The organism is Herbaspirillum sp. C7C8 (assembly GCF_022627875.1).
Taxonomy (GTDB): domain Bacteria; phylum Pseudomonadota; class Gammaproteobacteria; order Burkholderiales; family Burkholderiaceae_D; genus Herbaspirillum.
The window spans coordinates 167,644-192,036 of record NZ_JABXGG010000009.1 but is presented as its reverse complement, the minus strand read 5'-3'; the positions used below and the strand labels follow the sequence as shown (position 1 = coordinate 192,036).

Below are 24,393 nucleotides of genomic sequence, written 5' to 3'. Positions count from 1 at the left end.
CCACATGCCCGTTCAGTGGTTGACTGTCAGCAGGACCTTGCCCGTCGCGCTGGACTGGCCACTGCTCCATTCGGCCTGCAAGGGCGGCGGCGGTGCGAAGCTGGCCATGGCCTGCACCAGTTGGGCCACATCAGTGTCGTAGAGCGTATAACCGTCGGCAGTGCAGATGCGCTCGATGTGATGATCGGTACCGCTCTTGCCGCCCACGTACCAGTCCTTGATGGTGACGCCGTCCTTGCTGCCCAGCACATCGATCTGCAGATCCTGGCCGGCCTGGCTGAACCAGAGGTCGGTCTGGTTGATGTCCTTGAACTGCAGGACGTCCTGGTTGCCGCTTGTGGCATCGCTGTCGATGATCTGGTCGCGACCATCGCCACGGGCAAAGACATAGGTATCGTTGCCGGCGCCGCCGATGAGGATATCGTCGCCCCGTCCACCGGTGAGGATGTTGCTGCCGCGGTTACCCGTGATCACGTTGTCCAGCGCATTGCCGGTGGCATCGATGTTCTCGTTGCGGACCTTGATGGGATCAAGCGTATAGACCATGTTGGCGCCGTATGCGTCGGCCACATTGCGCATGTCGTCGGCCGACAGGTAGCGGTTGGCATCACTGGCCTGGCCGCGTCCGGAGTCGGCGATATAGAAGCCGAGCACGTTGCCGCTGTCGGCATCGCAAGCCACGCCGGTGACCGTCACCACATGGTTGAGAACACCGCCCTGGATATAGTCAGGATCGCCCCACAGCTTGCCGGCATTGACGGCGATCAGGACGCCGCGGCCATCCTTGAGCAGACTGGCCAGCCTGGCCTGGTCATACCCATTGCTGTAATCAGCCTGCAGGCCAAAGCTCTTGAGCAGGTTCACCTGATCGTACTGATTGCAGCCCCCGCGCGTAGCGTCGCTGCTGCCCTGCGTACGGCACCAGCCATTGGCGATGGCGCGCTTGACCACATCGGCCTCGGTCTCCTGCAGGCCGGACATGATGCAGATGTTGGCCACGCTGGTCTCGCCGCAGGTGCCCTTGTAGCCGGGCACTTCGTCGCCCTGCGAATAGTCCAGGTCGTAATTGCGCGGAAAGCCATACACCAGCACGGCCTTGCCGTTGATGGTCTCGGCTTGTGCGCTGGTGCTGTCCATCAGGCTCAGGTTTTCCAGGTTGTCGCCCAGGGTATGGCTGATCTTGGCGCGGACGGTATCGATCCCTTCGCCGGCCATCTCCACCACCTTGTCGCCGATGTTGTCGACCACATAGGTGTCGTTGCCCTGGCCGCCGATGAGGGTGTCGGCCCCCTGGCCACCGTCGAGCAGATTGTCAGCGCTGTTGCCGGTGATCAGGTTGTCAAGGGTATTGCCAGTGCCATTGAAGTTGCCACCTTCGGCCAGGTGCAGATCCTCCACGTTGGCCGTGAGCGCGTAGTCGCAGGAGGCGATGACGGTATCGTGGCCATCGTTGGCATCCTCGGCCACACTGTCACCACTGCAGTCCACGACATAGGTATCGTCCCCCTTGCCGCCTTCCATGTAGTCGTTGCCGGCACCACCGTCGAGCAGGTCGTTGCCCACGCCGGCGTACAGGGTGTCATTGCCGGTGCCGCCATAAAGCAGGTCGTTGCCACCGATGTCATTGGTGACTGCGGCGTAGGCGCGCATGTAGTCACCATAGAGCACATCATCGCCGTCGCCGCCTTGCAGGACATCGTTGCCAGCGCCGCCATAAAGGTAGTCGTTGCCCTGGTCACCATAGAGCTTGTCATCGCCGTCGTCTCCGTTGATGGTGTCCTCACCCGTCCCGCCCCATAGCTGGTCGTTGCCGAAGCCACCCGAGATCCTGTCATTACCGGCGCCGCCGACGATCTGGTCGTCATCGCTCTGCCCGGCCTGCAGCGCATTGACACCCTTGAGAATCAGGTCATTGCCGTACAACTGGTCATCGCCATCACCGCCCCAGATGCGATCATTGCCCAGGCCACTAAAAATACGGTCGGCACCGGCACCGCCTGAGAGCAGATCATTACCGTCATCGCCAACCAACTGGTCGTCGCCGTTTTCGCCATAGAGCTGGTCGTCGCCCTCCTTCCCCCACAAGAGATCCTTGCCATCGCCGCCCCACAGAGTGTCATCGGCCTTGCTGCCATTGATCATGTCGTCACCGCCACCACCGGCCAACTGTCTGAAGGGCCCGGCCTGGACGTTGACGTTGTAGTTGGAGGTCCCCAGGTTGGGATCGAGCAGGTCATTGCCGTCGGTACCGATCAGACAGCCGGGGCTGCTGTTGAGCGCCTTGATCTGGTCCGGTCCGAAGTTCACCGTGCGGCCATTGTCGAGCTTGAAGGCACTGCCATCGTCACGCAGGTCGCGGAAATGGCTGTCGGGGACCGGTGGCTCCGCAGGTGCCTCCACATAGACCGCAGCGGGCGGCGCCACGTAGGCGCTTGGTGCGGGCACAGGTAGCGCCGCCACTGCGGGAGTGCTGGCCGGTACCGCAGGCGAGACGCGCTGTGCCGGAACCGGGACAGGGATACATACCGGAGGCGGAACGAGCGAGGAGATCGGCACGGGTACGCAATCGGAAATCAGGATCACATCCGGCGGACAAGGATCCGCCAAAGGTACCAGGTCGCTCGTCCAGCAAGGCTGCTGATCGGGCGCATTGCCAGGCCTGACCTGTGCAGGCACGTTCTGGATGACAGGGCAGACCGTGGGAGCTGCTGCGGGGACAGGCGACGCGGATACGGGCACCGTCGACGACGAAGCCGAAGTCGGACCTGGCGCTGCCGGAGCCGCCGACAAGTCCGACATGACCTCGCCCGGTGCCACCGGAAGCTTGTCCGAGGCGGGGCCAACGGAGCGTCCCTTGACCAGATCGGCCTGCCCCAGCTCGGACGAGCCAGCCTCGCTCCAGGCCGGCAAGCCGGCGCCCGCAGTCCCCGAGATGCTCGGCGCTGCCATCTCCTGCGCCTGCACCGTCTTGGCGCGTGCGGGCCGTTCACGCCGGTTTGTGCGGGCTGTCTGCGCCGCCGTGGCCGAACCGGGCAGCGAATGCGTCTCGGCAGCCGGGTCCATCGCAAAGACCGAGACGGGCGTGATGCCCTCCTCGGCTACTCGCGGTGCGTGGGCAAAGCTGGCGGTCCTGGTGATGACGGCAGAGGTCGACTTGAGTGGACGCGGGGCCGTGGTCGGCAGCGCGGAAGCCAATGCCAGAAGGCGATTGGGGACAATGGTGATGGTCATGGTGTTTTCCCTGAGCAGTGTGAATCGATGGCAATGACACGCATCGAGCTTGTTGTCGGGCCAAGGTCGCACTGCGCGGATGGCATTGCTGACATCCCGGCGCCTCTAGCCTCATCTCGAATTTGTTCGTGTCAAAACTCGTAAAACTTCTTCCCGCTGCCATTCAACCCAAGCTTGCCGCTGCCGACAATCGCACCATGGTGCCGAGATGCTGCGTCCTGACAGGCCCGCCACACCGCCGCATTTGGGCCAGGTGAAAACTTGTTCATCCTCGCCCTAGACGGGCAAGTCGAACCAAAATAATTTATATGAATAAGCCTGCGAAAATCGCAAGCGAAGAAATCTTCTTCCTTTTCTGGCCGAAATGAAAAAGATGCAACGCCGGGCGAGGCGTAGCGTGCGCCCGCCCGGCACCGGACTCAGAACCGGTGCCGCAAACCGATGCGCACGACGTTCTGGCTGATGTCGTCAGCCGGGGCCGATGGATAGGGCGCACTCCCGACAATTACCTCTTGGGATAGTGTGCCGCCGTACCGCCCGACCGCTGGCGCGAAGCCTCCCTGCATGCCATACTTGCTGCGGCCTGCTGACGCTTTTTGCACATGGGCCGGCAAGTTCGCTACACTGCCCTCTTCCCACTCCCTGCCCGCTGGCACGACCTGATTTGAATACCGCCGCCACCTTCCGCCTCGAACCGTCCAGCCCGCCCGTGCTGCACGTGGAAGGCGACTGGACCTTGCGCAACTACCGCGCCCTGTCGCGCCAGATTGCGCAGCAGCGGCCAGCCATGAACGAGGAAACGGAATTGACGTTTTCTGCACTGACCGCCTTCGATACCGTCGGTGCCAAGCTGCTGGTGGATCTGCTGGGCGTCCCGGGCGCCCTGCGCCAGACCGGCGAGCACAGCACCCTGCCGCGTGCCTGGCGCGGTCTGCTGGCTGCCGTGGCCGAGGCCCGCGCCATCGCCATGCCCAAGGCCGCCCCGCCGCCGCAGGCGTGGATTACCGACATGCTGGAACGCGTGGGCATGGCCACCCTCAATCTGCGCAGCTGTACACGCGACCTGCTGGGTTTTACTGGACTGTGCCTGCAGACGCTGGTCGCCTCGTTCTGGCGGCCCTCGCGCTGGCGCTTTACCGGCGTGGTGGCCCAGGTCGAACAGACCGGGCTGGATGCCGTACCCATCGTGTCCCTGCTGACCTTCATGGTGGGTGCCGTGGTCGCCTTCCTGGGCGCCACCGTGCTGGCCGATTTCGGCGCCAGTCTTTATACGGTGGACCTGGTGGCCTTTTCCTTCCTGCGCGAATTCGCCGTGCTGCTGACCGCCGTCCTCATGGCCGGACGTACCGCCAGTTCCTTTACGGCGCAGATCGGCTCGATGAAGGCCAACGAGGAAATCGACGCCATCCGCGCATTGGGCCTGGATCCGGTCAATCTGCTGGTGCTGCCGCGCATCATCGCCCTGTTGATTTCCATGCCCCTGCTGACCTTCATCGCGATGATGTCCGGCCTCTTGGGCGGAGCCATGGTCTGTGCATTGTCGCTGGACATCAGCCCGACCATGTTCCTCTCGCTGCTGCAGCAGGATGTGGGCATCCGTCATTTCCTGCTGGGCATGGTCAAGGCGCCGCTGTTTGCCTTCGTGATCGCCATCATCGGTTGCAATGAAGGTTTCAAGGTCAGCGGCAGCGCCCAGTCGGTGGGCCAGCACACCACCTCCAGCGTGGTGCAGTCGATCTTCGTGGTGATCCTGCTGGATGCGCTGGCAGCCCTGTTCTTCATGGAGATGGGATGGTGAATCCTGTTCACGACGAGAGCTCCGTGGAGTCCATCATCGACGTGCGCGGCCTGCGCAACCAGTTCGGTACCCAGGTGGTGCACGACCAGCTGGACCTGCAGGTGCGGCGTGGTGAAATCCTCGGCGTGGTCGGCGGATCCGGCACCGGCAAGTCGGTTCTGCTACGCAGCATCGTCGGCCTGCAAGCGCCCGCAGCTGGCCAGATCAGGGTGTTCGGGCAAGACCTGGCGGCCCTCTCCAACGAGGCACGGTCGCAGTACGAGCGGCGCTTCGGGGTGCTGTTCCAGCAGGGTGCGCTGTTCTCTTCGTTGACGGTGCTGGAAAACATCGCCCTGCCCCTGACCGAATACGGCGGGCTCGATGCCAACGAGGCGCGCGGCGTCTCGGCCATGAAGCTGGCCCTGGCGGGACTCCCCATCGCCGCTGGCGACAAGTATCCGGCCGCGCTCTCGGGCGGCATGATCAAGCGCGCCGCGCTGGCCCGGGCGCTGGCGCTGGACCCGGACATCCTGTTCCTGGACGAACCCACGGCCGGCCTGGACCCCATCAGCGCAGCCGCCTTTGACCGCCTGATCCTGACCCTGCGCGATGCGCTGGGACTGACCGTGTTCCTGGTCACCCATGACCTGGACACCCTCTACGCCATCTGCGACCGCGTTGCCGTCCTCTCGGCCAAGCGCGTGCTGGTGGCCGACCGCATCGAGGCCGTGGCGGCCTTCGATGATCCGTGGATACAGCAATACTTCCAGGGCCCGCGCGGACGGGCCGCCAGCCAGGCCGCGCTGCGTGCGGCGGCCACCCCAACGCATCAAGGAAACGCCTAATGGAAACGCGTGCCCATCATGTCCTCATCGGACTGTTCACCATCCTGGTCGCCCTGGCGGCGCTGCTGTTCTGCCTGTGGCTGACCAAGGCCGGACAGGATCGCGATGTCGACTACTACACGGTCATCTTCAACGAAGCCGTCAGCGGTCTCTCGCGCGGTAGCCCCGTGCAGTACAGCGGCATCAAGGTGGGCGACGTGGTCGGCCTGAGCCTGGACCCCGCCGATCCGCGCAAGGTACGCGCCCGCATCCGCGTCACCGGCAAGGCTCCCATCAAGGAAGACACCGGCGCCAAGCTGGCCCTGGCCGGCATCACCGGCACCGCGCTGATCCAGTTGACCAATGGCTCGCCTGCCAGTCCGCGACTGGAATCCAAGGATGGCAACGACCCCATCATCATCGCCTCGCCCTCGCCACTGTCGTCTCTGCTCTCCAACGGCGAAGACCTGCTCTCCAACGTCAATGAAGTGCTGCTCAACGCCAAGCAGTTCCTGGCCCCGGAAAATGCGCGGCGCCTGAACCAGACCCTGGCCCATCTGGAACAGTTGACCGACACCCTGGCCTCCCAGCGCGGCAATGTCGGCACGGCCATGCAGGAACTGGCAGCCGCAGCGCGCCAGGCCAACCTGGCCATGCAGTCCGCCAACCAGTTGCTGACCACGCGCGGCAACGACGCCATGGGCAACCTGCAGCAAGCCATGCGTTCGCTGGCCGCCAGCAGCCAGCAGATCGAGAAGCTGATCCAGCAGAACCAGGCCGCCCTCAACAACGGCGCCCAGGGTGTGGCCGAGATCGGCCCGGCCATCACCGAACTGCGCAGCACGCTGGCCTCCGTGCGGACCATCAGCCGCAAGCTGGAAAACAATCCCGGCGCCTATCTGCTGGGCCAAGACAATCTCCAGGAATTCCAACCATGATGACCCCGCTCCTGCGCACCGCCCTGGTGGCCGCCAGCCTGGCCCTGACGGCGTGTTCCATCCTGCCCAAGGCCGATCCGCTGGCGGTCTATCGCTTGCCGCCGCTGGCCTCCGGCGCCACCCCGGCCAGCGGCACCGCGTATCGCGCGCTGCGTATCGCCACGCCTGCGGCCAGTCGCAGCATCGACAGTGAACGCATCCTGGTGCTGCCTGAGGGCGACGTGATCAAGTCCTATGCGGGAGTACGCTGGAGCGATCCCGCACCGCAGCTGCTGCGTGACCGCCTGCTGGATGCCTTCCAGGCCGACGGGCGCTTCCCGCGCCTGTCCGGCGACAATGCCAACATCGCTGCCGAGGTCGAACTCGATGGCGCACTGACGGCCTTCCAGACCGAGTATCGCCATGGTGCGCCCACCGTGGTGATCGTCTACGATGCCCGCCTGGTGGACACCGCCACGCGCCAGCAACTGGCGGCGCGACGCTTTGCGGTGGTGGAAGCGGTGGCTGGCAGCAAGGTACCGGAAGTGGTCAGCGCCTTTGGCAGCGCCTCGGCGCGGCTGGCTGGCGAGGTCGTGGCCTGGGCGGCCACGGTGCGATGAAGGTATTGCGTCAGCGCGCCATTATCCAAACGTAGCATGGGCAGACGCGCCCGACTGTGGCAGTCTGGCCGGTATTTTTCTTGCGGATCGGAAGGCAGCCATGGACAAGTTGCAAGCGATGGAAACCTTTGTGGCCGTGGTCGAGAGCGGCAGCTTCGTGGCGGCGGTGGATGTCACGGGCCTCTCCAAACCGGCGGTCTCGCGCCAGGTGTCGGAACTGGAACAGTTTCTCGGCATCCGCCTGCTTCATCGCACCACGCGACGGCTTTCGCTGACCGATGAAGGCCGCGTCTACTTCACTCGCTGCAAGGAATTGCTGGAATCGATTCAGGATGTGGAGAGCGAAGTCGGGCTCAATTCCGACCAGGCCTGTGGACGGCTGCGCATCGGCGCGCCGCAGGATTTTGGGGTGGAACAGCTGGCACCGCTGTGGGGCAGGTTCACCGAGAGCAATCCCCTGATCACGCTCAACATCACCCTGTCGGATCGCACCATCGATCTGCTGGAAGAGGGATTCGACATGGTCATCCGCGTCAGCGCCCTGGGTGACAGCCGCATGGTCGCGCGCCCGCTGGCGCCGGTGCGCATGATCGCCTGCGCCTCACCGGGCTTCCTGCAACGGCACGGCACACCGCAGACTCCGGCCGAGCTGCGTGACTTCCCTTTCATCTCCTACAGCTACCGCAATGGCGGCGACGAGTGGCATTTCAGGCATGAGCACGGCGACACCTGCCAGGTACGCGTGCGCTCCACCGTCTACGTCAACAACGGTGCCACCTGCCGTGCCATGGCCGTGGCCGGCCAGGGCATTGCGATTCAGCCGGACTTCATCGTCAATGCTGCCATCCGCTCCGGGGAACTGGTGGAGCTGTTCGAGGGCTGGAGCACCGGTGAGCAACTGATGGTGCATACGCTTTATCCCACCCGCACTCATCTGCCGCCCAAGGTGCAGCGCATGCGTGACTTCCTGGTGGAACAATTCAAGGTACCGCCGTGGTGCCCCCGACCTGCGGCGTAAATCATTTATTTCATTTTCAATGCGCAGTCCAGCGCAGGAACAAGGGCATCAGCACCGGCACCAGCACGGCGGTGAAGACACCATTGAGCCCCATCCCCAGTCCGGCGAATGCGCCCATTTCGGCACTGACCTGCAAGGCACGCGCGGTACCGATGCCATGCGAGGCCACGCCCAGGGCGAAGCCGCGCACGGGGTGGCTGTCGATGCGCAGGAAGTTGAGCACGTAGCGCGCCAGCACTGCGCCCAGGATACCGGTGCAGATGACCAGCACGGCGGTCAGTGAAGGCAGGCCGCCGAAGCGTTCCGAGATGGCCATGGCAATCGGTGTGGTGGCGGACTTGGGGGCCATGGAAATGACGATGTCACGCGAAGCCCCCATCGCATAGGCAATGCCGACTGCCGAGACCACGGCGGTCACCGACCCTGCCGCCAGTCCCAGCAAGAGCGGCAGCACCGCGCGGCGGAAATTGTGCCACTGCTTGTAGAGCGGCATGGCCAGCGCCACGGTGGCCGGGCCGAGCATGAAGTGGACGAATTGCGCGCCCTCGAAGTAGGTCTTGTAGGGTGTATGCGTGAGGGTGAGGATGCTGACCACGATGGCAATGGCGATCAACACCGGATTGGCCAGCGGGTTGTAGCCCAGGCGGCGGTAAACCCACAACGCGAACAGATAGGCCACCAGCGTGGTGGTCAACCCCAGCAGCGGCGAAGCCGCGAGATAGACCCAGACATCGGTCAGGCGAGCCAGGCCGTGCATCAGTTTTCCTCCCCATCGCCGGTTGCCTGCCGCGCGCTGGAGAAGCGCTTCATCGCGGCGTTGGTCACCAGCGCACCGACGGCGATGGCCAATACCGTACTCACCACCAGCGCCACCACGATGGCCGGCAGATCGCCCTTGAGCTGGCCGGCGGCGGCAATCACGCCAACCCCGGCGGGTACGAACAGCAGCGACAGATGCTGCAGGATGCCCCAGGAAGTGGGCTCCATCAGCTGCGCCAGACGCGGGGATGAGAGAAAGGCGATCAGCAGCAGGAGCATGCCGATCACCGGACCGGGAATGGGCAGGCCCAGCAATTGCGCGGCGCCTTCGCCCAGGCATTGGAAGACCAGCAGGATGGCTAGGGGGGTGAGGTTCATGATGACTCGCTGAGAGTATGGAGGCGAGATCATTATAAAAGCTCGACTGCAAATGCTGGCCAAGCAGCAGAGCCAGAGGCCTTCACCGTCCACCGATCAGCAACCGTGCTCAACAATGAGCAAGCAACTATTGCTATGTCCGAGTCTGATCCCGCAACCGATCCAAACGCAACCGCTGCCGCCCATCCGTCAATCGCCACATGGCCAGCGTCGCCGCACCAAAGGCTGCCAGTCCGCTGGCCCCGGCCAGGATGAACATGAGCAGGATCTGATATTTGGCGGCCGACAAGGCATCCATGCCGGCCAGCACCTGGCCGGTCATGATGCCCGGCAGGGTGATGATGCCCGCCGCCGACATCTGGTTGATGACCGGCAGCAAACCGCTGCGGATGGCCGCCATGCGCGGCGCACGCAGCGCTTGCTGGCGGGTCTGGCCCAGCGCCAGGCGGGCTTCGATGATGGCCGCCGACTGGCGTGCCCCGGTGAGGAAGGCGTCCAGCGCGATGCTGGCCGAATTGAGGACGCTGCCCAGCACAATCCCCATCAGCGGGATGGCATAGCGCGGGTCGTACCAGGGATCAGGACGCAGCGCCGTGGACAAGGCCAATCCCACCGTCAGCAGGGAGGCCGTGCCCACCACGACGGCACTGATGCGCAGCCCGGCGCTGCCCGCCAGCGGCGTACGCGGACGGCTGGCGACTTCGCGTGCGGCGGCGGCGATCATCAGCAGCACCGCCACCGCCGTCAGCCAGGGCGATTGATGGCCGAGAATCCAGCGCAGCACCAGCCCCACCAGCAGCAGCTGGGCCACCATGCGCAGCGCCGCTACCAGCAGTGGACGGTGAATCTGCAAACCCAGCGCCAGCGACGCAATGGCGTTGACCAGCACCAGGATGGCCGACAGGGCCAGGTCGCCAGAGGACAATTCCAGGACGCTCATGCGCGCTCCCGCTTCATCACGCGCAGCACACCGCTGGCCAACCGCTGCACCTGCTCTTGCGCATGCGTCACCAGCAGCAGCGCCATGCCCTGCTGCATGGCCTCCCGCAAGACGGCTTCCACCCGGGCCACGTTATCGGCATCGAGCGCACTGGTCGGTTCATCCAGCATGAGCACGGCGGGTCGCTGCAGCAAAGACCGGATCAGCGCGGCACGCTGGCGCTCACCGGTCGACAATTGCGTCAGATCGGCTTCGAGGCGACTGGCAGGCAAGTCCAGGCGCATCGCCAGCGTACAGGCGGCCTCGCGTTGCTGCGGCTGTAGATGCGCCATGACGCTGCTGTCCCACCACGCCGCCTCAGCCGCCTGATACAGCACCTGGCGCCGCCATTGGGGGGCCGGCATGGCACCGCGCGACCGGCCCTCCAGCCAGGCTTCGCCCTGCCCTTCGTCAAGATCGGCGATCAGGCGCAGCAGGCGCGTCTTGCCGACGCCGGATGCGCCTTCCACCGCCAGGCACTGGCCGGCCTGCACCGAAAAACTGAGCGGTGCCACAACGGCCGAACCAAGGTCTTGCACGCGCAGGCGCGGCACCGCGTGGTCCGACGCGCAAACCGCTGCGCCAGGAGAAGAAAACGAAACGGAACGGACAGCAGCCATGACAAAGAAAAACGAAAAGGAAAAAGAAGGAAAACCGGAGAGCCTGAGCTTCCGAAGGCAGACCATCCACGCCAGTGTGACACAAGCCCACCCGGTCTCGCTATCGGGTGCATTGACGCTTTCTGCACCGAGGCTGACGTTTTCTGCACCATGTATCTGTCGTCGGCCTTCTACCATGGGCGCTCCTCAACCTTCACTGGAGCGCTTTCATGTCCTTTCTCCGCAATTGCGTGGCCGCAGCGGCCCTGACGTTTTCTGCACTGTCGGCCCAGGCCGCCGATTTCACGGTCAGCAGCACCGACATCAAGGACGGCCAGATGCTGTCGATCTCTGAAGTCTTCAACGGCTTCGGCTGCATGGGCGCGAACCGCTCGCCGCAGTTGTCGTGGTCGGGCGCGCCGGCCGGCACCAAGAGTTTTGCCGTGACCGTCTATGATCCGGATGCGCCCACCGGCAGCGGCTGGTGGCACTGGACCGTGTTCAACCTGCCGGCCTCCACCACCAGCCTGCCGGGCGGTATCGATGCCCAAGGCCGTGGCCTGCCCGCAGGGGCCATGCAGGGTCGCACCGATTTCGGCAGCAGCGGCTTCGGCGGCGCCTGCCCGCCGCAAGGCGACAAGCCGCACCGCTATCAATTCGTCATTTGGGCACTCAATACCGAAAAATTGCCACTGGACGCGCAAGCCAGCGGTGCTATGCTCGGCTTCTTCCTCAATGCCTCCGCCCTCGGCCAGGCCCGGCTGACCGCCTACTACGGACGTGACCTCCCGCATGCAAAGTGACATTGCCATCCTGCCCTTCACCCATGGTCCCCGCCCAGCGTTGACGCGCATCCGCGCCCGTCATGAACAGCAGTTGCGCCAGGTCTTCATCGGCCTGGCCAGCATCTGCCACGTGCGCCAGGGCAAAAAGCGGCTGCAGTGGGGCCACCGCCATCTGGTGTGCGCACAAGATGTACTGGTGCTCATCGCTGCCGGTACCCGGGTCAATGTCGCCAACCTGCCCAAGGGCGGCGAGTATGCCGCGGACATGATCTCGCTGCCGCCGGCACTGATCGAGCGCTTCCGTCTGCACTATCCCGGCCAGGGCGTGCAGGCGCGCGATGTCAGCGCCGTCAGCAGCGTAGCGCAGGATGCCGACATCCTGCGCGCCTGGCGCCATCTGCAGGACTGCATCCGCGACGACGCCGCGAGCGAGCTGCAATGCCAGGCAGCCGAGGGTCTGTTGCTGGCTCTGAGCCTGCGCGGCGCCATCGGCGGCCTGCTGCGTGAGCGCGGCGACGCCATCAGCCACCATATCGAACAGGTCCTGCTGATGCTGCCTCCCGAGCAGCGTAGCTTGGAACGCGTGGCCGAGGCGTTTCACTGCAGCGTCTCGACCCTGCGACGGCGGCTGGCACGGGAGCAAACCGGCTTTCGGGAACTGCTGGACAAGGTGCAACTGGGACTGGCGCTGGACCAGTTGCAGGCCTCCTCCTTACCCATCGCCGATATCGCCTCGGCATGCGGCTACGACTCGCCATCGCGCTTCGCGATGCGCTTTCGGCAGCATTACGGACTCAGTCCCAGCCAATTGCGTCAGACCCTGCCCTGAATACGCCCCCGCGTCCGGTGGACCACGCGATGGAGACTGCATCCGATCGCGTGTATCCGATTGCGTGTATCCGACCTGCAGGCCACGCCAGAATGGGGCCCGCCGAAGGTTACAATGTCGCCTTCGCCCACTGCACACGCCTACTCATGACCGATCACCTGGAAATCTTTTACCGACTGCTCTTCGCCATGCTCATCGGTTGCGTCATCGGCATCGACCGCAACCTGCGCGGCAAGCCCACCGGCATGAAGACCCTGGGGCTGGTATCGCTGGGCTCGGCACTGGTGACGATGGCCGCCATGAATTTTGCGCTGGACGCCACGGCGGAAAACCGCGATGCCGTCAGCCGCGCCATTCAGGGCGTGATCACCGGGATCGGCTTCCTCGGTGCCGGGGTCATCATCCATGAGCAGCGCAGCGAAAAGGTGCGCGGACTGACCACGGCGGCCTCGATCTGGGTCACGGCGGCGGTGGGCATCGTCTGCGGGGCCGGCTGGTGGCGCGTGGCGCTCATGGCTACCGGCCTGATCCTGGCCCTGTTCGTGGTGGGCCGCCCGCTGGAACACTTCCTGCACCGCCAATGGCTGCGCAAGAGCGATGTCGAGCGCGCCGACATCAGCGCCCGCGAAGAAGACTGAGACCGCATCACACCTGCAAACCCATTGTCATCCGCCCTTGAAGCGCCACATGTCCCTGCGGCAAGACCACCCCTCCATTCCTGCACCGCCCCTGCCCATTTCCAGCTCGCACTGCCACGATGCACTGCACCACGAACGCGCAGGCCGCACCTGAATACATCATGCAATGATATATATCGGTGATGCTGGCGGCGCCCAATGCCGCGCTTCGACCCCACCCTTCCTCCCGCAAACCCTCTCGCGACGGCCCTCTCGGTCCAATCCCGCCGGCTGGCACGACCTTTGCTCAATGATGATCGGGATCAAGGACGATCCCCCAATCTGATGCCGATCTAACGATGGATCTGCAATGCACACGGACAATGGCGTCCGCTTGAAACGAGGCAAGGCCTCGGTTTTGAGCGGACGCCTTTTTGTTTTCAAGGGACCCGACATGAGCAAATCCAATCGTATCGCGCTGTTCTCCCTGGGCACGCCCCAGATGCGCGCCTTCCATCTGACCTGGATGGCTTTCTTCGTCTGCTTCTTCGCCTGGTTCGCCTGCGCGCCGCTGATGCCGGTCATCAAGGGGGAGCTCCACCTCACCCCCGGCCAGATCGCCAACATCAATATCGCGGCGGTGGCCGTGACCATTCTGGTGCGCCTGATCATCGGCCCCATGTGTGACCGCTTCGGGCCGCGCAAGACCTATACCGGCCTGCTCCTGGTCGGCGCGGTCCCCGTCATCGGCGTGGCCTTCGCGCAGAGCTACGAGAGCTTCCTCTTCTTCCGCCTGCTCATCGGTGCAGTGGGTGCCAGCTTCGTCATCACCCAATATCACACCTCGGTGATGTTCGCCCCCAACGTGGTCGGCACGGCCAATGCGGCCACGGCCGGCTGGGGCAATGCGGGCGGTGGCGTGGCGCAGGGCGTCATGCCCCTGCTGATGGCGGCCATGCTGATGCTGGGCGTCTCGCACAGCTGGGGCTGGCGCGCGGCACTGCTGGTGCCGGGCGTGCTGATGCTGGTAATGGCCGCACTCTACTGGCGCTTCACCCAGGACTGCCCGGAAGGCAACTATGACGATCTGCGCGCCGCCGGCGTGAGCATCGAAAGCGGCAAGCGCGGCGGCTGGGCCAGCTTCCGCGCGGCCGCTGCCAACTATCGGGTGTGGATGCTCTTCATCACCTACGGCGCCTGCTTCGGCGTGGAGATCTTCATCCACAACATCGCCGCCATCTACTACGTCGAACATTTCCAGCTCTCGCTGGAGTCGGCCGGCATCGCTGCGGCCAGCTTCGGCCTGCTGGCGCTGTTTGCCCGTGCCCTGGGCGGCTTCATCTCCGACAAGGTGGCCCTGCGTGGCGGTCTGAACCGCCGTGCCACCCTGCTCTTCGTGATGATGCTGGGTGAAGGTCTGGGACTGCTGTGGTTCGCCCATGCCGGCAGCGTGGTGGCGGCGATCATCGCCATGCTGTGCTTCGGACTGTTCACCCACATGGCCTGCGGCGCGACCTATGCGCTGGTACCTTTCATCGACCGCAAGGCGCTCGGTGGCGTGGCTGGCATCATCGGCGCTGGCGGCAACGTGGGGGCTGTGGCGGCGGGCTTCCTGATGAAGGGCCTGGGCAATACCCAGCAGACCCTGTCGATGCTGGGCGTGCTGGTGACCATCTCGGCCCTGTGCGCGGTGGCCATCCGCTTCACCGCCTCGGACAAGCACGGCGATGCCGTCCTGGCCGACAGCAAAGTTGCCGCCTGAGGAGATACGCCATGAACATCATCGTCATCGGCCACGGCATGGTCGGCCATAAATTCCTGGAATGCCTGGCCGAGAGCGGCGCGACCGATCTGAAGGTCACCATCCTCTGCGAAGAACCGCGCCCGGCCTACGACCGCGTACATCTCTCCGAATTCTTCGCCGGCAAGAGCGCAGAAGACCTGTCACTGGTCGCGCCCGGCTTCTTCGATGCAGGCCGCAGCCCGGTGCAGTTCGATCTCAAGCTCAATGCCAAGGCCCAGCACATCGACCTGGAACGCAAGCAGGTACTGGTCAACGTGGCTGGTGCAGAAGAGACCTTGTCCTATGACAAAATGGTACTGGCCACTGGCTCCTACCCCTTCGTGCCGACGGTGGCAGGCAACCAGCGCAAGGACTGCTTCGTCTATCGCACCATCGAAGACCTGGAAGCGATGCTGGAATGCGGCAACCGTTCGAAGAGCGGCGTGGTCATCGGCGGCGGCCTGCTGGGGCTGGAATGCGCCAAGGCCCTGCGCGACCTGAAGCTGGAAACGCACGTGGTCGAATTCGCCCCACGCCTCATGGCGGTGCAGGTCGACGAAAGCGGTGGCCGCATCCTGCGCCAGAAGATCGAGGAACTGGGTGTGACGGCCCATACGCAAAAGAACACGGTCGAGATCGTCGATGGCAAGCAGCACACCCATCGCATGAACTTCGAAGACGGCTCGCACCTGGAAACCGACATGATCGTCTTCTCCGCCGGCATCCGCCCGCGCGACGAACTGGCGCGCCAGGCCGGCCTGAAGGTGGGCGAGCGTGGCGGCATCGTCATCGACAACAGCTGCCTCACGTCCGACGCGGCCGTGTATGCCATCGGTGAATGTGCACTGTGGAACGGCAAGATCTTCGGCCTGGTCGCCCCCGGCTACGACATGGCCCGCACCGCCGCCAAACATCTGCTGTCGCACCGCGATGAAGCGATCGAAGTGCCCGTCTTCAACGGCGCCGACATGAGCACCAAATTGAAACTCATGGGCGTGGACGTGGCCAGCATTGGCGACGCCCACGGCAAGCAAGCCGGTAGCCGTTCGTATCAGTTCACCGATGAGCGCAAGCAGATCTACAAGAAGATCGTCGTTTCCGAATCCGGCAAGCATTTGCTGGGCGCGGTGATGGTGGGCGATGCCTCGGAATACGGCACGCTCTTGCAGATGATGCTCAACAAGATCGAGCTGCCGGAGTCGCCCGAATTCCTGATCCTGCCGCAATCGGACGGCAAGGCCAAGCCGGGCCTGGGCGTGGATGCACTGCCGGAATCGGCGCAGATCTGCTCCTGCAACAACGTCTCCAAGGGCCAGCTGTGCGCAGCTGTCGCCTCGGGCATCACCACTATCGGCGATCTGAAGGCTTGTACCAAGGCCGGCACCGCCTGCGGCGGCTGCGTGCCCCTGGTCACCCAGGTGATGAAGGCCGAGATGAAGAAACAGGGTCTGGCGGTCAACAACCACGTCTGCGAACACTTCCCCTACTCGCGCCAGGAAATCCATCACCTGGTGCGCGTGGGCCAGATCAAGAGCTTCGATGAACTGCTGACCAGGCATGGCAAGGGTCTGGGTTGCGATGTCTGCAAGCCGATGGTAGCCAATGTGCTGGCTTCGCTGTGGAATGACTTCGTGCTCAAGAAGGAACACGCGGGACTACAGGATTCCAACGACTACTTCCTCGGCAACATCCAGAAGGATGGCACCTACTCGGTCGTGCCTCGCATGGCCGGTGGCGAAGTCACGCCCGATGGTCTGATCGCGGTCGGCCAGATCGCCAAGAAATACGGCCTCTACACCAAGATCACCGGCGGGCAGCGCGTGGACCTGTTCGGTGCCCGCGTGGACCAGTTGCCGGACATCTGGGAAGAACTGATCGCTGCCGGTTTCGAGACCGGCCATGCCTACGGCAAGTCGCTGCGCACGGTGAAGTCCTGCGTCGGCTCGACCTGGTGCCGCTATGGCGTGGGTGACAGCGTGGGCTTCGCGGTGCGTCTGGAAAACCGCTACAAGGGCCTGCGTTCGCCGCACAAGATCAAGTTCGGCGTCTCCGGCTGCACCCGTGAATGCGCCGAGGCACAAGGCAAGGACGTGGGCATCATCGCCACCGAGAGGGGCTGGAATCTCTACGTCTGCGGCAATGGCGGCATGAAACCGCGCCATGCCGAACTGATCGCCTCCGATCTGGATGAAGACACCCTGACACGTTATGTGGACCGTTTCCTGATGTTCTACGTGCGCACCGCTGACCGCCTGCAACGCACCAGCACCTGGCGCGAGAACCTGGAAGGCGGACTGGACTATCTCAAGAGCGTGGTCATCGATGACAAGCTGGGCATTGCCGCCGAACTGGAGAGCGAAATGCAGCGCGTGGTCGACACCTACCAGTGCGAATGGAAGAAGGCCGTCACCGATCCGGAAACGCGCAAGCGCTTCCGCCACTTCGTCAACAGCAAGGCGGCCGATGGCAACATCAAGTTCGTCGAGGAACGCGGGCAGATCCGTCCGGCCACGGTGGCCGAGAAGAAGCTGCTCGATATTCCCGTCGTCGCCGAGACCGTGTAAGAAGGAGCCCAGCATGCACAGCGACCAACAAATCAAGCAATGGACTCCGGTCTGCGAACTGGCCGAGATCGTCCCCAACACCGGTGTGGCCGCGCTGATCGGTGACCAGCAGGTGGCCATCTTCCATGTCATCGACCGCAGCCAGGGCCAGGCGCAACCGCGCGTCTTCGCCATCGGCAACTATGATCCCAATGCGCAGGCCGCCGTGCTCTCGCGCGGGCTGGTGGGCAATCTGGGCGAACGCATCGTGGTGGCCTCGCCCATCTACAAGCATCATTTTGACCTGACCACCGGCCAGTGCCTGGAAGAACCCGCCCACTCGGTACCGGCCTGGCCGGCGCGCATCGATGGCGGCAAAGTCTGGATCGGTGGCTGAGATGGTGACCGCGGCCGACAACACGCAAGCCAGGCCCTCGCTGGTGGTGGTCGGCAATGGCATGGCCGGCATGCGCACGGTGGAGGAATTGTTGAAGCTGGCGCCGGACCTCTACGACATCACCGTCTTCGGCGCCGAGCCGCACGGCAACTACAACCGCATCATGCTCTCGCCGGTGCTGGCCGGTGACAAGAGCATCGATGACATCATGCTCAACCCGCGCGCCTGGTACGAGGACAACGGCATCACCCTGCATGCGGGCGATCCCGTCATCCAGATCGACCGCCGCCAGCGCACCGTCCACGCGCAATCTGGCCTCACGGTGAAATACGACCGCCTGCTGCTGGCGACCGGCTCCACGCCGTTCATCATTCCGGTGCCGGGCCATCAATTGCCGGGCGTGATCGCCTTCCGCGACATTCAGGACGTGGACATCATGCTGCAAGCGGCACGCACGCACCGTCATGCGGTAGTGATCGGCGGCGGCCTGCTGGGACTGGAAGCGGCCAATGGCCTGATGCGCCAGGGCATGGAGGTGACCGTGGTGCACGTCACCGATGCGCTGATGAACCAGCAACTGGACAAGCCCGCCGCCGCCCTGCTGAAAAAGGCACTGGAAGACAAGGGCCTGCGCTTCCTGCTCAATGCCCATACCGAAGAAATCGTCGGCCCGGATTGCGTGAGCGCAGTGCGTTTCAAGGATGGCAGCAGCATTCCCGCCGACCTGGTGGTGATGACAGCGGGCGTGCGCCCCAACATTGCGCTAGCCAAATCGGCAGGCTTGCACTGTGAACGCGCCATCATCGTCGACGATACCCTGCAAACCTATGACCCGCGCATCTATGCCGTGGGCGAATGCGTGCAGCACCGCAAGGCCACCTTCGGACTGGTAGCGCCGATCTGGGATCAGGCCCGTGTCTGTGGTGCACATCTGGCCGGGGCCGGTCATCGCCGCTATGTGCAGCAGGCCACGGCGACCAAGCTCAAGGTCACGGGGGTGGACCTCTATTCGGCGGGTGATTTCATCGGCGGTGAGGATACCGAAGACCTGGTTGTACGCGATCCGCGCCGCGGCATCTACAAGCGCCTGGTATTGCGCGGCTCGCGGCTGGTCGGCGCGGTGCTGTACGGCGATGTCAAGGATGGCCCGTGGTACTTCGACCTGATCCAGAGTGGCCGCGACATCAGCGCCTTCCGGCGCGAACTACCCTTCGGACAGGCCATGTGCCAGCATGCGGCCTAGCCATCAGGCTACCGACGGCAATCAGTAACAAAGGATACCAATGAATCTTGCACAGACTCCGCTGGCCCTGGCCGTGGCCACCACCTCGACCACCTGCCCCTACTGCGGGGTGGGCTGCGGCGTGACGGCTGCGCTCAAGGACGATGGGCGCATCGGCGTGCAGGGCGACGTGCAGCATCCGGCCAACTTCGGCCGCCTCTGCGTGAAGGGATCGGCCCTGGCGGAAACGGTGGATCTGGATGGCCGCCTGCTGCATCCGCAAGTGCGCGATGCGCAAGGCGCATTGCAGCAGGTCTCCTGGGATCAGGCGCTGGAGCAGGTGGCGAGCAAGTTCTCAGCCGTCATCGCCGAACATGGTCCGGATGCCGTCGCATTGTATGTCTCGGGACAATTGCTGACCGAGGACTACTACATCGCCAACAAGCTCATGAAGGGCTACATCGGCAGCGCCAACATCGATACCAATTCGCGCCTGTGCATGTCCTCGGCGGTAGCCGGCCACAAGCGCGCCTTCGGTGAAGACCTGGTGCCGGTCTGCTATGAAGACCTGGAACTGGCCGACCTGATCGTGCTGGTCGGATCCAATGCGGCGTGGTGCCATCCCATCCTCTTCCAGCGCATCGCCAGGCTCAAGGAAACCAGGCCGTCCATGCGCCTGATCGTGATCGACCCGCGCCGCACCGCGACCTGCGAGCTGGCGGACCTGCACCTGCCGCTCAAGGCAGGCACCGATGTGTGGCTCTTCAATGGCCTGATGAGCTATCTGGCCCATCGCGGCCTGCGTGACAACGCCTTCATCGCTGCGCATACGAACGGCTTTGACGAGGCACTGGCGGTAGCCGATGCCGACTGCGCCGATCCCGCCACGGTAGCGCGTCTGTGCAAGGTGGATCTGCAAGACCTGCTGGCCTTCTACGAAGCCTTTGCCGAGACCGAGAAAGTCGTCACCGGTTTTTCCATGGGCGTGAACCAGTCCTCGGTGGGCACCGACAAGGTCAACAGCATCATCAACTGCCACCTGGCCACGGGCCGCATCGGCAAGCCGGGCACGGGGCCGTTCTCCATCACCGGACAGCCCAATGCCATGGGCGGACGCGAGGTCGGTGGCCTGGCCAACATGCTGGCCGCACACATGGATCTGGATCAGCCCCTGCATCGCGAGATCGTGCAGGATTTCTGGCAATCCCCGCGCATCGCGGACAAGCCGGGCCTCAAGGCCGTGGACATGTTCCGCGCCATCGAGGAGGGTCGCATCAAGGCGGTGTGGATCATGGCCACCAATCCGCTGGTGAGCCTGCCTGATGCCGACCTGGTGCAACGCGCGCTGCAGAAGTGCGAGCTGGTGGTGTCTTCCGACGTCGTCATGCAGACCGATACCAATGCGCTGGCCCACGTGCTGCTGCCGGCACTGGCCTGGGGCGAGAAGGACGGCACGGTCACCAATTCCGAGCGCCGCATTTCAAGGCAGCGCGCTTTCCTCACCGCACCGGGTCAAGCCCGCGGTGACTGGCAGATCATCTGCGAGGTCGCACGACGCATGGGCTTTGCGGGATTCGATTTCGACGGCCCGCATGCGATCTTCGATGAACATGCGCGGCTCTCCGCCCATCGCAATGGCGAGACCGATGGCGGGCGTGCACGGCGTGTCTTCAACCTGTCCGGCCTGACCGGCATGGACAAGGCTGCGTATGACGCCATGGCACCGATCCAGTGGCCGGTGCAGCGCTTGTCCGATGGCAGCGTGAGCGGCACGGCGCGCGTCTTGCAGGATCATCGTTTCTCGCACCCCGATGGGCGTGCGCGTTTTGTACCGACCGCGGCGCGCGCGCCGGGGCATGCGCCCTGCGAGGATTACCCGCTGATCCTCAACACCGGTCGTGTGCGCGACCACTGGCATACCATGACGCGCACCGGCAAGTCGGCCACGCTGGCCAGCCATATTCCTGAATCCTTCATCGACATCCACCCGCAGGATGCGTTGCTGTATGGCGTGCGTGAAGGTGGCCTGGCGCGCATCAGCAGTCGCTGGGGCGCGATGGTGGCGCGCGTGCAGCATGGCGGCGGCATTCCGCGTGGCAATGTGTTCGTGCCCATCCACTGGAACGGGCAATCGGCCTCCGATGCGCGCGTGGGTGCGGTGGTCAATCCGGTGGTCGACCCGGTCTCGGGCGAACCGGAGTTCAAGCACACGCCGGTAGCAATCGAGGAATTCCGCGTGGGCTGGCATGGTTTCATTCTCACCCGCCATGCGCTGGACCTGGACGACATTACGCATTGGACGCGCGTACAGGGCCGCGACTTTGTGCGATATGAACTGGCCGGACGCAATCACATCAGCGACCACACGGCCTGGGCGCGCGCACTGCTGGGTGTGCAGGCCGATGATGCGGACTGGCTGGAGTATGAAGATTTGAGCGACGGCAGCTATCGCGCGGTCCACGTAGTGGAGGATCGCATCGACATGTGCCTGTTCATGTCGGCGCGACCTGACCTGCCCTCGCGCTCGTGGCTGGCGGGGCTCTTTGCCAAGGAGAAACTGGAAGAAGCGGACCGCGTCGGTCTGCTGGTAGGCCAGCCCATCGAGAAAGGCGCCGATACCGGACCGACCGTGTGTTCCTGCTTTGGCGTGGGCCGCAACACCATCTGCAACGCCATCCGCGCGCAGGGCCTGAGCGAAGTGAGCCAGGTGACGGCCTGCCTGAAGGCGGGCGGCAATTGTGGCTCGTGCGTGCCGGAGATCAAGAAGCTGATGGTGGAGATCAAGGTAGTGGCCGAGGCCGAAGCACGGGAGCGTGAGACGGCGGCCTAGGGCCTGACAGCGTGGATTACGATGTTTGTTGACCGTTTGCAAGGGATGCTGCTATTATCTCGCTTCTCGGAGTGTAGCGCAGCCCGGTAGCGCACCTGGTTTGGGACCAGGGGGTCCAAGGTTCGAATCCTTGTACTCCGACCACTCATCAAAAACGGGCTGTCGTGGACAGCCCGTTTTCTTTTCTGGATCGTTGACGGTAGCGCATTGGCGCAGCATCACACCGTCAGCCACGCCGAACTGCCCTTAGCTCAACTGGATAGAGCAATGGCCTTCTAAGCCATAGGTCGGGGGTTCGAGTCCCTCAGGGCAGGCCACATTTCCCGGCATTTTTCCTTGCAGATCAGGCACTTGTGGGCCAACGGCGGACGGCGTTCACCGGGCCCAGTCATTTATTTTACCTCGGCACTGTGCTCAAAGTGTGCTCAGGTTCCCGCCTTCCAACCCGTTTTGAAGCCCAGACGGCGCAACATCGCAAAAGTGTCACAGCACTCCACACCAACCTTTCGACTGACATCTGGCACTTTTTGATTGGCGCGTTGCTTTGCCGGCTTAGAAACCTCATTAGACACGACACACCTAGAAGCTGGATCGGATAGGCCGTATGCGATCAAGAACGGATCTCGTCCAACCTGCTCTACTTCCACATCAGTGAGGTTTGGGGCATATGTATCCATCACCCTTTGCAACAGACCGCCATCAAACTCCTCCGGCAAGACCAAGTTCTTCTCCACATCAGCAGAGTGCAACCACTCATTCAGCCCGTCCTTTTTGGCGTTTGGCCCACCCTTAACCTCCTCGAAAGTCTCTAGCGGCATGGCAACTCGACCGGATAAGGCACTATGCAGCAGCCACTCCCAAAACTCTGGAACCATGTCCACTGCGTAGTATTTGTTATGAGCGTCAATAAGGACGTTCGCATCGAGCAAATACAACTGAACAGGAGAAGATGCACTCATGCGCTCTCCACCAAGGTCGCAACGTTACTGGCCTTGACTCCAAGAACCTTTCCCGCCTTAGTGGGAGTAAGAATTCCCTCATCCAAAGTGCGTCTTACTACGTCCAGTAACGCGTTACCTAGACGATGGCGACGGACGACGAAATAGGAAGGCCCGCCCTCAGAGGTATCCGCCTTTTTCGCGCCCCGGTCCTGAAGCCACACTTGTCTGAAATGCTCAGTCACATCCTGCCAAATTGCTTCGTTCAACCGATCCGCCTTGAACAAGCGGTAGGCAACCATGCTACGACTCACGTTGCATCTATCTGCATACGCACTGATTGAGTTAATCAAGGCATCACGGCTGCTGGTGTCGAATCTTTGTGCACGCAAGTCATCTGCGGGCAACAATATCTCGCTCGCCACCTCATTACAGAAACGCTCTAGGCGTTGATCAAATGCCCCGCCGCTAAGGCCAGTAGCTCCGAGCCAAATGTGGGCGAGTTCATGGAGAAGCGTGAACGACCATGCCGCCTTTGCATCTTGGTCATTTATGATGATGAAGGGAGATATTTCGTCAGCGAGCGCGAAACCTCTAAATACCTCCGCGCTTATGTTCGAGTGGTGACTGCCCAAATTGCCAATCAAGAGTACAAAGACCCCGGTATGCTCTACCAAGCCACGAAGATACTTGAATGCCTCCTCTGCTGCTCGCTTACGACGGAACTCAGTTAGGTCAAACTGCAAACGTTTAACAAGCTTCGCGCTAACATCGGCCACAGGCTGATCCAGGCTGACGCTTCCCACGAAAGTAAGCGACACAGCCTCTTCCGCCTCCACCACCGCTTCACGGACTAGACGCTGACGAACAAACACGTCTCGCACCAACGCATCCAATGGCCCTGCACTCTCTTGGCGGCGCGCCTCTGGAATTGTCCTAAAGTCCTCGCCGCGCTCGCCCTGCAATGGGGGCTGAGCGAGATAGAAAGTGAGCAGCGGCCTCCTGTACACCTTGGCCATACGTAGCACCACACTCCGACTCGGAAAACTGGCACCTGATTCATACTGACTCAGTACTTCCTCGCCTCGGAGCTTTGCGTTACCTAGCTGAAGGCGCGCAGCAGCATCCACCAGAGAAAGACCCGCAGTCTCTCTGGCCCATTGCAACACTTGAGGATTTACACTGGACATTGCTAAATAAAACTGTTGTGACACATGGATTTGCAACAGACTACCATATCCCCAGCGTGGCCCATGAATATGAGTTACGGGCCAAAATTTGATCCAGATTTTCGTGGGGACTACTGCGCCCCGCGCTCGCCCGCACTCCCCCATACGCCCGCGCCGA

Annotated in this window: 20 protein-coding genes and 2 tRNA genes; 15 read left to right on the top strand and 7 right to left on the bottom strand. The window is 63.3% G+C overall.

Annotated features, from left to right (window positions below; genetic code table 11):
• Positions 1-12: 12 nt before the first annotated feature.
• Positions 13-3,231: a calcium-binding protein gene (locus HWE01_RS12955; RefSeq protein ID WP_241822014.1), complete on the bottom strand. Its 3,219-nt coding sequence runs from the start codon at positions 3,229-3,231 to the stop codon at positions 13-15.
• Positions 3,232-3,895: 664 nt separating this feature from the next.
• Between HWE01_RS12955 and HWE01_RS12950 the strand changes: the two genes are divergently transcribed.
• The 5 genes from HWE01_RS12950 (at position 3,896) to HWE01_RS12930 (ending at position 8,387) form a co-directional block, all read left to right on the top strand.
• Positions 3,896-5,029, top strand: a complete 1,134-nt coding sequence (locus HWE01_RS12950) for an MlaE family ABC transporter permease (protein ID WP_241822013.1) — start codon at positions 3,896-3,898, stop codon at positions 5,027-5,029.
• The gene (locus HWE01_RS12945) at positions 5,023-5,853 is read left to right on the top strand and encodes an ABC transporter ATP-binding protein (protein ID WP_241822012.1); all 831 of its coding nucleotides are present in this window, start codon (positions 5,023-5,025) and stop codon (positions 5,851-5,853) included. Before HWE01_RS12950 ends, HWE01_RS12945 begins: the two co-directional genes overlap by 7 nt.
• Complete coding sequence (locus HWE01_RS12940) at positions 5,853-6,770, top strand: MlaD family protein (protein ID WP_008329784.1); 918 nt, start codon at positions 5,853-5,855, stop codon at positions 6,768-6,770. The genes HWE01_RS12945 and HWE01_RS12940 overlap by 1 nt, the downstream gene beginning before the upstream one ends.
• Positions 6,767-7,369, top strand: a complete 603-nt coding sequence (locus tag HWE01_RS12935; protein ID WP_241822011.1) for an ABC-type transport auxiliary lipoprotein family protein — start codon at positions 6,767-6,769, stop codon at positions 7,367-7,369. Before HWE01_RS12940 ends, HWE01_RS12935 begins: the two co-directional genes overlap by 4 nt.
• 100 nt (positions 7,370-7,469) lie before the next feature.
• Entirely contained in the window at positions 7,470-8,387 is a 918-nt protein-coding gene (locus tag HWE01_RS12930; RefSeq protein ID WP_241822010.1) for a LysR family transcriptional regulator, read from the top strand.
• Between the two features lie 16 nt (positions 8,388-8,403).
• Here the strand turns inward: HWE01_RS12930 and HWE01_RS12925 are convergent, their stop codons facing one another.
• The 4 genes from HWE01_RS12925 to HWE01_RS12910 form a co-directional block, all read right to left on the bottom strand.
• The gene (locus tag HWE01_RS12925; protein ID WP_008329790.1) at positions 8,404-9,144 is read right to left on the bottom strand and encodes an LrgB family protein; all 741 of its coding nucleotides are present in this window, start codon (positions 9,142-9,144) and stop codon (positions 8,404-8,406) included.
• Entirely contained in the window at positions 9,144-9,524 is a 381-nt protein-coding gene (locus HWE01_RS12920) for a CidA/LrgA family protein (RefSeq protein ID WP_008329791.1), read from the bottom strand. The genes HWE01_RS12925 and HWE01_RS12920 overlap by 1 nt, the downstream gene beginning before the upstream one ends.
• 133 nt (positions 9,525-9,657) lie before the next feature.
• Complete coding sequence (locus tag HWE01_RS12915; protein ID WP_241822009.1) at positions 9,658-10,464, bottom strand: ABC transporter permease; 807 nt, start codon at positions 10,462-10,464, stop codon at positions 9,658-9,660.
• Complete coding sequence (locus HWE01_RS12910; RefSeq protein ID WP_241822008.1) at positions 10,461-11,042, bottom strand: ABC transporter ATP-binding protein; 582 nt, start codon at positions 11,040-11,042, stop codon at positions 10,461-10,463. Before HWE01_RS12910 ends, HWE01_RS12915 begins: the two co-directional genes overlap by 4 nt.
• A gap of 290 nt (positions 11,043-11,332) precedes the next feature.
• On the opposite strand from HWE01_RS12910, the gene HWE01_RS12905 reads away from it, so the two are divergent.
• The 10 genes from HWE01_RS12905 to HWE01_RS12860 all read left to right on the top strand — a co-directional run bounded on the left by HWE01_RS12905 (position 11,333) and on the right by HWE01_RS12860 (position 22,425).
• Positions 11,333-11,905, top strand: coding sequence for a kinase inhibitor (locus tag HWE01_RS12905; RefSeq protein ID WP_241822007.1), 573 nt, complete (start codon positions 11,333-11,335; stop codon positions 11,903-11,905).
• A gap of 532 nt (positions 11,906-12,437) precedes the next feature.
• Entirely contained in the window at positions 12,438-12,716 is a 279-nt protein-coding gene (locus tag HWE01_RS22980; protein WP_502798438.1) for a helix-turn-helix transcriptional regulator, read from the top strand.
• A gap of 146 nt (positions 12,717-12,862) precedes the next feature.
• Positions 12,863-13,354: an MgtC/SapB family protein gene (locus HWE01_RS12895; protein ID WP_241822005.1), complete on the top strand. Its 492-nt coding sequence runs from the start codon at positions 12,863-12,865 to the stop codon at positions 13,352-13,354.
• Positions 13,355-13,787: 433 nt separating this feature from the next.
• On the top strand, positions 13,788-15,095 hold the full coding sequence (locus tag HWE01_RS12890; RefSeq protein WP_008329799.1) for an MFS transporter: 1,308 nt from the start codon (positions 13,788-13,790) through the stop codon (positions 15,093-15,095).
• Between the two features lie 11 nt (positions 15,096-15,106).
• Positions 15,107-17,680 (top strand): nitrite reductase large subunit NirB, encoded by a 2,574-nt coding sequence (gene nirB, locus HWE01_RS12885; RefSeq protein WP_241822004.1) that lies wholly within the window; start codon positions 15,107-15,109, stop codon positions 17,678-17,680.
• 13 nt (positions 17,681-17,693) lie between these two features.
• On the top strand, positions 17,694-18,056 hold the full coding sequence (gene nirD / locus HWE01_RS12880; RefSeq protein ID WP_008329803.1) for a nitrite reductase small subunit NirD: 363 nt from the start codon (positions 17,694-17,696) through the stop codon (positions 18,054-18,056).
• A gap of 1 nt (position 18,057) precedes the next feature.
• Complete coding sequence (locus HWE01_RS12875) at positions 18,058-19,299, top strand: NAD(P)/FAD-dependent oxidoreductase (protein ID WP_241822022.1); 1,242 nt, start codon at positions 18,058-18,060, stop codon at positions 19,297-19,299.
• A 40-nt stretch (positions 19,300-19,339) separates the two neighbouring features.
• The gene (locus HWE01_RS12870) at positions 19,340-22,108 is read left to right on the top strand and encodes a nitrate reductase (RefSeq protein WP_241822003.1); all 2,769 of its coding nucleotides are present in this window, start codon (positions 19,340-19,342) and stop codon (positions 22,106-22,108) included.
• A gap of 67 nt (positions 22,109-22,175) precedes the next feature.
• Positions 22,176-22,252: transfer RNA gene (locus tag HWE01_RS12865), tRNA-Pro, on the top strand.
• Between the two features lie 96 nt (positions 22,253-22,348).
• Positions 22,349-22,425 (top strand) — tRNA-Arg (locus tag HWE01_RS12860).
• Positions 22,426-22,533: 108 nt separating this feature from the next.
• On the opposite strand, the gene HWE01_RS12855 is transcribed toward HWE01_RS12860, so the two are convergent.
• Together HWE01_RS12855 and HWE01_RS12850 are read right to left on the bottom strand one after the other, a co-directional pair.
• Positions 22,534-23,067, bottom strand: coding sequence for a DUF4411 family protein (locus tag HWE01_RS12855; protein ID WP_241822002.1), 534 nt, complete (start codon positions 23,065-23,067; stop codon positions 22,534-22,536).
• A complete protein-coding gene (locus tag HWE01_RS12850; RefSeq protein WP_241822021.1) occupies positions 23,064-24,236 on the bottom strand; it encodes an ImmA/IrrE family metallo-endopeptidase in 1,173 nt (390 codons plus the stop codon). Before HWE01_RS12850 ends, HWE01_RS12855 begins: the two co-directional genes overlap by 4 nt.
• Positions 24,237-24,393: the final 157 nt, after the last annotated feature.